We start from the raw sequence: 12,888 nt of genomic DNA on the forward strand, positions 1-12,888 counted from the left end.
TTATCCCCTCAGGTTCATGACACTTGATGCTTTCAGGCATTTTCCTGTAACTCCGGCCTTTTTCCCATCTATGTCAATTCCCCTGATCTTCAGCCTGTCGTCTTTCATCACGCTGCAGATTCCCGGATATATGACCGTGACTTCTTTTCCTTCATGTTCTGCCAAAAATACACTTTCATATTTACTTCCCAGTTCCCCCAGAACAACAATGATCGGAATTCCAACAAAAAAAGTGGGTACTTTGTAGATGCTTGAATTTGTGAGTACACAGACTTCAAGCTCTTCGAAAGCCTGCTCTTCTGTTTTTGCGTTCCCTGAAAGAAGTCTGCTGAAAATTAGCAGCGAGATGATCATCAAAGCAGCAATTATGCCCCATAGCAACTGGCCGACAAAAAGAGCAAATACTAAAGAAGTGAATGTCAGGATAGCTGCGATAATTGTTTTATATTCATTGGTCATGGTCAAAGTGATCCCCAATGGAATACTGATTATAAATTATATAACCATATCTAAAATTTAAGACATTATATGTTGTTTTGTTTAGTATGTGTTGCTAGCGGCAATTCTTTGAATTACAAGCCCAATTTACCGGTAGGCCAGGTGTCTGTAATATTACATTTGAGTTACGATCCTGGTTGTAATTAATCCTCAAACGTTTTTTTAAATATAATATTATAAACACATTTAATAAGCATGAATGCATATTAGGTGCCGTAGGTTTTGGACGGAAAATAAGAACCGAGAGATTTAAAATAAATATTTCTTTGACTGTATTTTGAGGGACTGTTTAGTATACGTTAGAGATGTTCGAATAGACATTATTAGTGATAATCATGACTTTTTCACGGAGCTGTAATTAAATGGGTGAAGAACAGGCTTATGATGCAAGCAACATTCAGGTACTTGAAGGGCTGGAAGCCGTTCGCAAACGTCCGAGCATGTATATCGGAAGTATCGACGGCAGAGGTCTGCACCACCTCGTCTATGAAGTGGTGGACAACAGTATCGACGAGGCACTGGCCGGATATTGTACGAAGATCGATGTATCCATAAACCATGACGGTACGATCACGGTGGTGGATAACGGAAGAGGTATCCCTGTGGGAACACATCCCAAGTACAACAAGTCTGCACTTGAGGTAGTAATGACCATCCTCCACGCAGGAGGCAAGTTCAACAAGGACACCTACAAGGTGTCAGGTGGTCTGCATGGTGTCGGTGTATCCGTTGTCAATGCACTTTCCGAGTGGATGGAAGCCGAGGTCCAGCGTGACGGTAAGGTATACTACCAGCGCTATGAGCGTGGAACACCTACAGATGAGTTGCTTGAGATAGGTGATACCGATACCACAGGTACGAAGATCACATTCAAACCTGATGAAAAGATATTCGAAACGATAAAGTTCGTTTACGAGACCCTTGCAACAAGGCTCAGGGAACTTGCTTTCCTCAACAGGGGAATAAAGATAAGCATATCCGATGACCGTGGAGAAGAGCCGGTGGAGGATGTTTTCGAATACGAGGGCGGTATCGTTTCCTTCGTAGAGCACCTGAACCACAGCAAGAACGCATTGCATGACTCGCCAATATACTTCGAAAGGACAAAGGACGACACCATCGTCGAGATATCAATGCAGTACACGGACAGCTATGCTGATTCCGTATTCTCTTTTGTCAATAATATAAACACCCACGAAGGTGGTACTCACCTCGTTGGGTTCAAGGCCGCACTTACAAGAGTGGCTAATGATTACATTAAAAAGAACAAGCTCTCAAAGACCGACACCAAGCTCTCAGGTGAGGATATCCGCGAAGGACTCACAGCGATCATCAGTGTCAAGATTACAGAGCCGCAGTTCGAGGGTCAGACCAAGACTAAGCTTGGTAACAGCGAGGTAAAGGGTATCGTGGAATCCATGGTATCGGAAGGTCTTTCCGAGTACATGGAAGAGAACCCAAAGGTTGCCACCGCCATCTTACAGAAAGCTCTTGATGCACAGCGTGCAAGGGAAGCTGCGAAGAAGGCAAGGGAACTTACACGCAGAAAGAGTGCGCTTGACGTGAGCACACTTCCCGGAAAACTGGCCGACTGTTCAGAAAAGGACCCTTCAGTAAGTGAACTCTATCTTGTGGAGGGAGACTCAGCAGGCGGTTCTGCAAAGCAGGGAAGGGACCGTAAGTATCAGGCGATTCTGCCACTCAGGGGTAAGATCCTCAACGTTGAGAAATCCCGTCTGGCGAAGATCCTCAAGAACAATGAGATCCTTGCTTTCATCACAGCCATGGGAACAGGTATCGGTGACGAGTATGATATCGAGAAGGCACGTTACCACAAGGTCATAATCATGACCGATGCCGATGTTGACGGAGCACACATCAGAACACTTATACTTACACTATTCTTCAGGTACATGAAACCCATGATAGATGCCGGTTATGTGTACATAGCTCAGCCTCCGCTCTACAAGGTGAAAAAGGGTAAGGCAGAACACTATGTCTATTCCGACCGTGAACTTGCAGCGAAGCTGGAGGAGATCGGCGATAAAGGCGTGGGCATACAGCGTTACAAGGGTCTTGGTGAGATGAACCCTGAGCAGCTCTGGGAAACCACCATGAACCCGGAGACAAGGACACTGCTTCAGGTGACAATGGAAGATGCAGTTGCAGCGGATGAGATGTTCACCATACTCATGGGAGATGACGTGGCCCCACGTAAGCAGTTCATTACAACACACGCAAAGGATGTGGCGAATCTTGATGTCTGAGGTACGTCGGAGGTGAGGAAAAATGGCAGATAATATTGATAATGATAAAGTTCAGGGCAATGACCCGAACACACCGGAAGATGAGCTTCCTTTTGACATCCAGCCAACTGACACCGGCGAGAAGATCATACCGATCCTCATAGAGGACGAGATGAAGAACTCGTTCATGGACTATGCCATGAGTGTTATCGTCAGTCGTGCATTACCCGATGCCAAGGACGGTCTGAAACCGGTTCACCGCAGAATACTCTATGCAATGAAGGAAGGTGGGATCACCTATGACAAGGCTTACAAGAAGTCTGCCCGTGTAGTGGGAGACGTTCTCGGTAAGTACCACCCTCATGGTGATACTGCAGTATACGATTCCCTTGTCAGGATGGTACAGGACTTCTCACTGAGATATCCTTTCATAGACGGACAGGGTAACTTCGGTTCAATTGATGGTGATTCCGCAGCAGCCATGCGTTACACTGAGGTTCGTATGGACAGGATATGTGATGAGATGCTCCTTGATATCGATAAGGACACCATCGCAATGCGTCCGAACTACGACGGTTCACTTGAAGAGCCTGTAGTGCTTCCGGCAAAGCTTCCTAACCTGCTTATCAACGGCTCTACAGGTATCGCTGTGGGTATGGCCACCAATATGGCACCTCACAACCTTACAGAGGTCATCGATGCGACCAGAATGCTCATCGACAACCCAGATGTCACGATACCTGAACTTATGACAGCCATCAAGGGACCTGATTTTCCTACCGGTGGTGTGATACTCGGTAAACAGGGTATCAGATCTGCCTATGAGACAGGTCGTGGCAGGGTCAAGATAAGGGCTGTAGCCGAGATAGAGGAGATGAAGAAGGACAAGTACCGGATCATTGTCACAGAACTACCTTATCAGGTCAACAAATCAAAGCTCATCGAGGATATCGCGGCCCTTGTCAGGGAAAAGAAGATAACAGGAGTATCCGACCTGCGTGATGAATCCGATCGTGAGGGCATACGTGTTGTCGTGGAACTTACCCGCGGGACCAATGCGAATGTGGTCCTCAACCAGCTCTACAAGCACACACAGATGCAGACAACTTTCGGTATCATCAACCTTGCACTTGTGGACGATGTCCCAAGGGAACTTAACCTGAAAGAGATACTTCGCATCTATCTGGAACACCGTATCGATGTGATCCAGAGGCGTACACAGTTCCTTTTGAAGAAGGCAGAGGACAGGGCCCACATACTCAAAGGACTGAAGATCGCACTTGACCACCTGGATGAAGTGATCTCCCTGATCCGCTCTTCCAAGACAGTAGAGGATGCAAGGGAAGGACTTATCTCCAAATTCGGACTCGACGAGATACAGGCAAAGGCAATCCTCGATATGCGCCTGCAGAAGCTCACCGGTCTTGAAAGACAGAAGATCGATGACGAGTTCGATGAACTGCTCAAGCAGATCGCAGAATACAAGTCCATCATCGAGAGCGATGAGAAGAAATATGGTATCATCCGGGATGAACTCTCAGACCTGAGAGAGAGTTTCGGTGACGAACGAAGAACCGCTATCAAGTCATCTGTAGAGGAACTTGAGACAGAGGACCTTATTCCTGAAGAGGATATGGTGGTAACGATCACCAACAGCGGTTACATCAAGAGACTTCCTGTTGATACATATTCCAAGCAACACAGGGGAGGAAAGGGTGTGATCGGAATGGACACCAAGGAAGAGGATTTCGTGGTGGATATCTTCGTTGCCTCTACCCATAATTATATTATGTTCTTCACCAACATGGGTCGTGTACACTGGCGTAAGGTATATGAGATACCCGAAGGCAGCAGACAGGCACGTGGCAAAGCGATCGTGAACCTGCTTGAACTGGGAGAGGATGAGCTTGTCACCGCAATGATACCTGTGAGTGAGTTCAAGGAAGACCAGTATCTCTTCATGGCAACTTCCACAGGTACGATCAAGAAGACACAACTCTCTGATTTCAGTAACCCACGCAGGAAAGGAATAATCGCCATAAACCTTGTTGAAGATGATGAACTCGTGAATGTCGCACTGACAGACGGTTCCAGGGACATGGTAATGGTCTCAAGACACGGAAAGGCGATACGCTTCAATGAAGAAGAAGTACGTGTGATGGGACGCAGTGCCAAGGGTGTCCGTGGAATGAACCTCGAAGAGGGAGACCTTGTGGTAAGCCTTGATGTTGTGGACGAGACCGCTTCACTTCTTACGGTGACCGAGAATGGTTTTGGTAAGAGGACCGAGTTCACGGAATACAGGTCGATGCACAGGGGCGGACGTGGTGTTATAACCATAGTCACAAGCCTGCGTAACGGACCGGTCATCAACGTAAAGGCAGTACACGAGGATGATGACGTCATGCTGACCAGTTCCGAAGGCATCATAATCCGTATTCCGGTAAAGGATGTCCGTATCCAGGGCAGGAACACGCAGGGTGTGAAGATAATGGATGTCCGCGCCAGCGATAAGGTCGTTGGAGTGGCAAGAATAAAGGCTGAGGAAAAGTGATGTTAATGCTTTTAAGCATTAACTTTATTTAGTTAACTGAGTAGCTAGGCATTAAATTCGTATAACAGATTCAGGATGATATTATGGAACTTGAGAAATTAAGACATGGTACCGAGCTTATCAAGCGCGGCTTTGCAAAGATGCAGAAAGGCGGCGTTATTATGGATGTCGTGAACGCCGAGCAGGCAAAGATCGCAGAAGAAGCAGGCGCTGTTGCTGTAATGGCACTTCAGGCTGTACCTGCTGATATCAGGAAGGAAGGCGGAGTTGCCAGGATGGCAGACCCGCAGATCGTCTCAGAGATCATTGATGCTGTGACCATCCCTGTTATGGGAAAGGCACGTATCGGTCACTTCGTGGAAGCTGAGATCCTTGAAGCTCTTGGTGTTGACATGGTTGACGAGTCCGAAGTACTCACACCAGCAGACAACAAGTACCACATCGACAAGACAGAGTTCACCGTTCCTTTCGTATGTGGTGCAAGGAACCTTGGTGAAGCACTCCGCAGGATTAACGAAGGTGCTGCTATGATCCGTACAAAGGGCGAGGCAGGTACCGGAGATGTCAGCGAGGCTGTCAAGCATATGAAACAGATACTGGGAGAGATCCGTGCGCTTAAAGGCATGACAAAGGAAGAGCTCATTGCCGTAGCACGTGAGATCGAAGCACCTATCGAGCTTGTCATGGAAACAGCAGAGATGCAGCGTATCCCTGTAGTTAACTTCGCAGCCGGTGGTGTTGCAACACCTGCAGATGCAGCTCTTATGATGCGCATGGGCGCTGACGGTGTCTTCGTCGGTTCAGGTATCTTCAAGTCAGAGAATCCTGAAATGATGGCAAAGGCTATCGTCGAGGCTGTTAACAACTACGACAACCCTGAAGTGCTTGCAAAAGTATCCAAGGGAATCGGCGCAGGAATGAAAGGTATCAGCGTTGACTCAATCCCTGATGCAGACATTCTGCAGACCCGTGGATGGTAAACCCATCCCAAATTCTTTTTTATTCTAATATTCTAAAATTCTAACATACTAACGTGATATTCATGAGGATCGGTGTTATTGCTATTCAGGGAGACGTCTCCGAACACGTGGAAGCCCTCGAAAGAGCACTTGATGAACGAGGAGAACAAGCCGAGATAGTCACTATCAAACACAGCGGTATCGTCCCCGAATGTGATGCACTGGTACTTCCCGGCGGAGAGAGCACAACCCTTGGAAAACTGCTCATGCGCGAGGGAATTGCCGATGAGATCCGCGATATGAACGCCTCCGGTAAACCCATTATGGGAACCTGTGCCGGTCTCATATTGCTTGCATCTGCAGGCGATGAACAGGTAGCAAAGACCCACCAGCACCTCCTGGGACTCATGGACACACAGGTCAACAGGAACGCATTCGGAAGACAGCGCGATTCCTTTGAGATAGGACTTGAGCTTCCGTTCCTCAATGAACCATACAACGCAGTCTTCATCAGAGCACCCGGAATAATCGATTCCGGGAATGATGTCACAATCCTTGCAAGGATAGATGATATGATCGTGGCTGCCGAACAGGGCAATGTTCTGGCACTGGCCTTCCATCCTGAACTTACATTTGATACCAGGGTTCACCAGTATTTCCTTGACAAACTGTTCTAAGTTGATGCAGGTATTTTCTGCAATGTAGAGATCCTGTTAATTGCAACGTGAAACAGCAATTTTGAATAAACGTATAATTTCAATAGTCTTTAAGATAGTAGCAAAGAAGGAGAGTGCCGCCTGCGGCGGGTAGACACATTGTTCTTTGCTCGCCAATGACCTTTTGTAAAACTATCAGAAACGAAGGTCACAGTTAACAATAGTTTGGATGATAGGAAGTTATGAATAACTAAAACCATCCCATAGGGTCCGGCGAAGCCGGCATGGTCCGAAAAGGTGGATCAAATAATCTGTTGCCTTTAACTCTTTTTCTAAATACCACTATTAAAGAACACGATATTTCCATGAAATTGATAGTCTGCAACCGTGCATGCACAACTAATGATCCATTCAGAGAATGAAAAATGCTCATTGCATCAACATCCCACTCTTCCAACACCTAACGAAAACCTTTAAACTCCATTGGCACCGATTATCATGTGCTTTTAGTTATAATGAGGTGACATCAATGGTAAAATTAAGTGACGAGATGAAAGCAGAATATGCAAAGATGAAGATATTCCCATTCGCAACTGCATCAAAGGATGGCGTTCCAAATGTCATTCCTATTGGAATGTGCTTCCTTCAGGAAGATGCAGAGACGATCTGGATCGTTGACAACTTCTTCAACAAGACAAGGGAGAATCTGGCTGAGAATCCAAAGGGTGCCATCTATGTGTGGGGACCTGATATCCAGGGATGCTTCCAGATAAAAGGTGACATCGAGGTCATAGACAGCGGTGAGGAATACGACACCATGTACAAGATGGTAAAGGCAAGAGGAGAGCACTTCCCTGCAAAGTTCCTGGTAAAAATGAAGATCACTGAAGTCTTCGAGTGCAAAGGCGGACCAGGAGCAGGTGACAAGTTACTTTAAGTAACTTCCATCTCTTTTTTACTTGATCTGTTCTTCTTTTATTGGGAAAAAGGAACATACATTATATTAAAATAAAAAATGTATGTTCTTAACGTTCCAGCTGTTGTGTTATTCCATTGATTCAGCTATCTGTACTATCTCATCTTCTTCAAGGACTCCGGTAATGCTCATGATCACATCCCCGGTTTCCCATTGCAGCATCATGGTACCGCCATACATGGAATAGAGTTCACCTTCTACCCCATTGATGGAAACGGTTTCACTTTCCACCATTGGAGATAGGGAGTTCGAATCATTTTCGCCATCATAGAAACTCTCAGATATCAGAATAAGCAAATCTTCACTTGAATAGAACAACGTGACCGATTCTTTCAGACCGGCTGTCAGTGAGTTGGCACTGTATGTAACATGGTCCAGCTCATACCCTTCCGGCACATAGGATGGAACAAGTATCTCGAATTCAGAAGCATCCTGTGCTTCTTCAAGTGTCATCTCCACAGGAAGCAGATCCTCGAAATCATCGATCTCAATGACCTCTGCACCTTCAGGGATCTCAAACTCGAACTCATCATCAGATATTCCCTTGTTCACTTCAAAGTCCCTGTATTCCACAGTGATCTGATATGTATCCTCTGTTCCCATTTCAATTTTCAGCGGTGTCCATGTCTCTTCATCGACCCAGACCTTCATGTCAGAACCGAATAGCTCCTCATCCTCTTTTGGGACCAGCTTTAGCACAAACGTATCCCTTCCGCCGAACTCTTCTGTTCCCAGTAGTGAGACATCAGTTTCGTTCAAAAGACTTCCAATGACAGCTGCATAATCCATTTCGAGATTGTCAGGAGTCTCTGGCAATGCCATTATGGTGACCTGATCATTTATCGGATCATAGGTCCATATTTTCTCCCCGTTTGAAACCGTGATCTGTCCTGCCATCTCTTCCGGCAGGATCGTAACACTTTTCATCTTGTCGGGATTTTTCTGGACCATCTCATATTCCATTTCCTGAACGTTACCATCCATTGAAGTTGTCATATGGACCGTTGCAGAAGTATCCTCTATGTTTGCCTGTTTCTCCTGCATCTTCTCAGCTATCTGATCAGCGGTCAGATCCCCACCTATACAACCTGAATTGAAAAGTGCTAAGCACATCAGGAATAATACTAACAATATCTTACATTTCATTTTCATTCATCCACTCATTAATTGTCATTAGACATGCCCCATAAACAGAAAATAACAGGACATTACGAATATTAAATATAATTTTCAAATAAAGTGTAGATATTAGTGAAATAATTATATATAGTTATTATGGCCAAAAGTTCCAACTATGGACAATTGATCGAATCCAAGGTGAGAACAGAAAAATAACAGGCTCACAGGGTTTCCCTGTAACCGGATAGTGAAATAAAAAAGAATCTAAAGAGGATCAATCACACTCTTCTTTCAAAGATTCCCTTATCGCTTCGATCTTTTCCTGATCGAACAGACCCTCAACCTCATCACACATTGAAAGGATGCGTTCCATATCAGAAACCTCGGGGTCGCCGTGGAAATAGTCATCAAGGGAACAGATATCGAATATCTTGTCCAGAGACCGGATCTCTTTGTTCAGTTCTTCCGGAACCTCCATGAACATCTCTACCGTATCCATAAGGCAGGTATAATTGTGGTTGTAGGGTTCCATGTCATACAGATAGCAAAGGGCAACAAGATATCTTTCGAGTGCAAGCGAGGCCACATTGAAGACCACACTGTGGTCCTGTCCTTCACGCTGGAACTGCCTTGCTCTTCGAAGATAGGCTTTTGAATCACGATATTCCGTTTCAAAATCCTCGAATCTTGACCTCTTATCCATAAGTTCCAGTCTCATATTGTTTCCTCCGGTCCGTCCTGTAAGATAAATGATAATTTCGTTTTTGACACGGAATGCTATTTCCGTATAATACTATTTATAAATTGCTGTTGAAACAGGAGTTAAAAAATAAAAATACAGGACAGAACTTTATCTCAGTCAAGTCTCTGCCCACAGTTCATACAGAACTTCTCGCTGCCCTCGGCCTCCCTGCCACACTGAGGACACTTCTTCTTACCACCACCGATATTGGAACGCTGGATAACACTATCCTGTATAGTGGTGGTATTACTGATATTGTAATGGGTCACGGAGTCATCCACAAAGAGCTTGACATCCGTTCTCTTCTCTATCTCCTCGATGATCTTATGGTAGAATCCTGTAAGGGCTTCCTCTTTCTCAGCCCATGCCTTTACTATAAGTCTGGACTTGCGTTTACCGACAACCTCGATATAAGCGGCATATTTCATGCCTGCAACACCCTCGGCATAGAACCTTGCAACACCGGTGAACAGTTGCTGTGTCGAAGTTATCTCAGGATCGATCATGAACATGTTCATATCCTTCAGTATACGAGTGGCTATGTCGAAGAGATTCTCAGCAGGAACCTCAAGGTCTTTGGTATCCTCCTCGGCTACCATCATGGAACTGATGCTGGACCTCCATCCTGACTCGTCCATCTGCATTACCCTGAGGACCGGACAGACGATATCCACCATCTTATCACTGAGATCCATCTGCACATGCTTCTTCTGGCTGTAATCATAATAACGGATATTACCGGATATGATGCAGTTACCACACTCCCCAGTAGGCCTTATCATGAAAGTAGCGGTCTTGGATTCACCTGGCTGAAGCATGGAAATGTTCTTCTTGTCATCCTTGAGATGGAACACATCAGGAACAAAAAGAGAGATGTTGATATCACCCATCGGCTCTTCAGAGTGGTTCTCCACCTTGATCTTGTACAGGATATTCGCACCCTTGTACTGGACGGCCGACTTGACAACTACTGCATCCTTCCCGGATGTAGCAGCTGTAGCAGTAGTAGCAGCAACACCCGCTCCGGTAGAAGTAACCGCAGCTTCGGTAGCATTCTCTGATGCAGCAGACTTCTTCTCACTTATAGGAGTGGAAGACATTGCAGCCCTCTGCTTTATTTCCTGTTTCCTGAGAGCTTTCTGCTCCTTCTTTTCTTTCCTGCTCTTTCCCCTCCGGAGGATCTTACGCAGTACCAGGACAACTACAAAGACAAGGAAAAGCAGAATAAGCATCCCGAAGATCTCGTCATCTGAGGAAGTATCAGAATAATCATAATCGGATGAATCATAATCAGAATAATAGTCAGTATCTGTTCTTGTAGTATACGTGTCATCATAGATCACAGTATAATCAGGATAGATATAGAGATCGGAGATGACCACATAGTCATACCCATAAAAAGAATCATAATAGACATCATCAACCCTGAACTCCACTATGATATTGCGATCCTCATAATAGAGGTAGTCACCGATCGCATAGTACTGGTCCAGCACCGAAGTATCATAATAGGATACAATGAACCTCGTTGTTTCACTATAGGTATCTACATCCATAACACTGAGATAGTACCCATCCTGGATCTCTGCCACCTCACCTTCTGTGAGAGTGATGTCATAATCACTGGCTGCCGCAATACCTGCACCGGAACCTAGTATCGCAAATGTCAGGAGCACTACACAAAGAAAATTAAAAGATTTCTGTACCAATTATTACACCCTTACCTATCCTATAATGATACTACTTTTTTTGCGCTGGTGATATATAAATCTCGCTTAAAAAAGATGAAGAATGCCTGCATATTCCATCAGACATCAGTGAGCCTTTTTCCACACTGGCTGCAGAAACTTGATTCCGCCGGAACGGTCGAACCACAGCCAGGACATTTTCGGACAGTAGGCGAGCGTCTACCCTGTGCTGCTCCCATCATAGAAGCATCGAGTTCCTGCCTGCGATAGGAATCTTCACGTTCCCTGTCCTCGATCTCCATCATGAAGCTGACCTTATCCTCTTTTGCCAGTGCCTCGCTCTGTTTGACCTTTGCAAGGGCTTCAAGCTGTTCGGGTGACATGCGGCCATATTCACGACCTTCGCTCACGGTCTTTGCAACATCCGAACCACCGGACTCTGTTACATGTTTCAGGTATTCCATGTCACGTCCGTGCTCACGGTCCTTCATATCCTGTTCGACCTCAAGTTCGGCACGCATTCCCCTTGCCTTTGCAAGCTTTAGCTCTTCCTTGAGCCTGATAGCTTCCCTGGCTTCCCTCATATCTGCTTCATGTTGCAGCCTTTCAGCCTCAAGATCGGTCTTAACATCCTTTAGTCCCTGATCACGCTGGAAATCCTTCTCAGTTGCTATGGTAGCATGATCTGCACGCAGACCGGCAACTTCTTCCCTGCCCCTGCGTTCAAGGTCACCCTCAACTGCAAGGGTATCCAGTTCAGCAAGTTCCTCGTTGGTCTGGAAGTCATTCGTTGCCTGCATTACGACACCATAGGAACCAAGTTCCCACTGGACGGTATACTTGAGCATTTCAAGTCCCCACATGGAAAGGGTCGACCTGAGGCGCATCTCAAGTTCGTTCTCGATATTCATACGGAGCTCACGATTACCATAGAGATTCTCTATGTCCTCCTGCCGTACCTCCGGTTCAAGGACAAGTGTAAGTACCTCGCTCTCGATACGCTTGTATATATCCTGTACGGAAAGTGCCCTGACGCCTTTCCTGTCTGGAGTGGAATACGAGTACAGCATCTGGAAGAAACGCTTTGCTTCCTGTATCCTGAACCTGAGAAGACCATTGCATGATACCTTCTGGTTATCACGGGTCCACAGCTCAGGCTGTTCCCAGTTCAGGTCCTTTGGAGAGGTATCCATAAGGGCAACATCCACATCCTTCATGATATTGCCGGGTTTTAAGAGACCCCCGACCCACAGTTTTCCGCTGTCGACTATCTCATCCACTACACCATTCTTAACCATAGCCGCTTTTTCGTTAGGTGCGAGGATAACTGCTTTTCTGAAGAATCCACCAACCTGTTTCTTTGGGACCACCCTGGCTATGTCGTCTGCTTCTCTTTTCCACTTGAACGCCATGTATTGACACCTTTTTCCAGCTAAATACCTATGACTAA

10 protein-coding genes are annotated in these 12,888 nt (G+C 45.9%); 5 read left to right on the top strand and 5 right to left on the bottom strand.

The genetic code is table 11. The annotated features are described in order from the left end of the window. Positions 1 to 459 carry a hypothetical protein gene (locus V7O63_RS10695; RefSeq protein WP_340818517.1) on the bottom strand — a complete coding sequence of 153 codons (459 nt, stop codon included), beginning with the start codon at positions 457 to 459 and terminating at the stop codon, positions 1 to 3. A gap of 401 nt (positions 460 to 860) precedes the next feature. On the opposite strand from V7O63_RS10695, the gene gyrB reads away from it, so the two are divergent. From gyrB to V7O63_RS10720, 5 genes are all read left to right on the top strand, one after another. Continuing rightward, entirely contained in the window at positions 861 to 2,765 is a 1,905-nt protein-coding gene (gene gyrB / locus V7O63_RS10700) for a DNA topoisomerase (ATP-hydrolyzing) subunit B (protein WP_340818518.1), read from the top strand. A gap of 22 nt (positions 2,766 to 2,787) precedes the next feature. Next, positions 2,788 to 5,298 (top strand): DNA gyrase subunit A, encoded by a 2,511-nt coding sequence (gene gyrA, locus V7O63_RS10705; protein ID WP_340818519.1) that lies wholly within the window; start codon positions 2,788 to 2,790, stop codon positions 5,296 to 5,298. Positions 5,299 to 5,381: 83 nt separating this feature from the next. Further along, positions 5,382 to 6,278, top strand: a complete 897-nt coding sequence (gene pdxS / locus V7O63_RS10710; protein ID WP_340818520.1) for a pyridoxal 5'-phosphate synthase lyase subunit PdxS — start codon at positions 5,382 to 5,384, stop codon at positions 6,276 to 6,278. A 62-nt stretch (positions 6,279 to 6,340) separates the two neighbouring features. Further along, the gene (gene pdxT / locus V7O63_RS10715; RefSeq protein ID WP_340818521.1) at positions 6,341 to 6,934 is read left to right on the top strand and encodes a pyridoxal 5'-phosphate synthase glutaminase subunit PdxT; all 594 of its coding nucleotides are present in this window, start codon (positions 6,341 to 6,343) and stop codon (positions 6,932 to 6,934) included. 508 nt (positions 6,935 to 7,442) lie between these two features. Beyond that, a complete protein-coding gene (locus V7O63_RS10720; protein ID WP_340818522.1) occupies positions 7,443 to 7,850 on the top strand; it encodes a pyridoxamine 5'-phosphate oxidase family protein in 408 nt (135 codons plus the stop codon). Between the two features lie 108 nt (positions 7,851 to 7,958). Here the strand turns inward: V7O63_RS10720 and V7O63_RS10725 are convergent, their stop codons facing one another. The 4 genes from V7O63_RS10725 to V7O63_RS10740 form a co-directional block, all read right to left on the bottom strand. Beyond that, complete coding sequence (locus tag V7O63_RS10725) at positions 7,959 to 9,041, bottom strand: DUF4367 domain-containing protein (protein ID WP_340818523.1); 1,083 nt, start codon at positions 9,039 to 9,041, stop codon at positions 7,959 to 7,961. Between the two features lie 241 nt (positions 9,042 to 9,282). Next, positions 9,283 to 9,726, bottom strand: a complete 444-nt coding sequence (locus tag V7O63_RS10730) for a HEPN domain-containing protein (protein ID WP_340818524.1) — start codon at positions 9,724 to 9,726, stop codon at positions 9,283 to 9,285. Between the two features lie 137 nt (positions 9,727 to 9,863). After that, entirely contained in the window at positions 9,864 to 11,459 is a 1,596-nt protein-coding gene (locus V7O63_RS10735; protein ID WP_340818525.1) for a zinc-ribbon domain-containing protein, read from the bottom strand. Between the two features lie 98 nt (positions 11,460 to 11,557). After that, complete coding sequence (locus tag V7O63_RS10740) at positions 11,558 to 12,850, bottom strand: SPFH domain-containing protein (protein ID WP_340818526.1); 1,293 nt, start codon at positions 12,848 to 12,850, stop codon at positions 11,558 to 11,560. Positions 12,851 to 12,888 lie beyond the last annotated feature (38 nt).

The organism is Methanolobus sp. WCC4 (genome assembly GCF_038022665.1).
Lineage (GTDB): Archaea > Halobacteriota > Methanosarcinia > Methanosarcinales > Methanosarcinaceae > Methanolobus.

Coding starts and splice junctions, on each gene's coding strand:
- V7O63_RS10725 (WP_340818523.1), bottom strand. CDS start 9,041: ATGAAAATGAAATGTAAGATATTGTTAGTATTATTCCTGATGTGCTTA.
- V7O63_RS10730 (WP_340818524.1), bottom strand. CDS start 9,726: ATGAGACTGGAACTTATGGATAAGAGGTCAAGATTCGAGGATTTTGAA.
- V7O63_RS10695 (WP_340818517.1), bottom strand. CDS start 459: ATGACCAATGAATATAAAACAATTATCGCAGCTATCCTGACATTCACT.
- pdxS (WP_340818520.1), top strand. CDS start 5,382: ATGGAACTTGAGAAATTAAGACATGGTACCGAGCTTATCAAGCGCGGC.
- V7O63_RS10720 (WP_340818522.1), top strand. CDS start 7,443: ATGGTAAAATTAAGTGACGAGATGAAAGCAGAATATGCAAAGATGAAG.
- pdxT (WP_340818521.1), top strand. CDS start 6,341: ATGAGGATCGGTGTTATTGCTATTCAGGGAGACGTCTCCGAACACGTG.
- V7O63_RS10740 (WP_340818526.1), bottom strand. CDS start 12,850: ATGGCGTTCAAGTGGAAAAGAGAAGCAGACGACATAGCCAGGGTGGTC.
- gyrA (WP_340818519.1), top strand. CDS start 2,788: ATGGCAGATAATATTGATAATGATAAAGTTCAGGGCAATGACCCGAAC.
- gyrB (WP_340818518.1), top strand. CDS start 861: ATGGGTGAAGAACAGGCTTATGATGCAAGCAACATTCAGGTACTTGAA.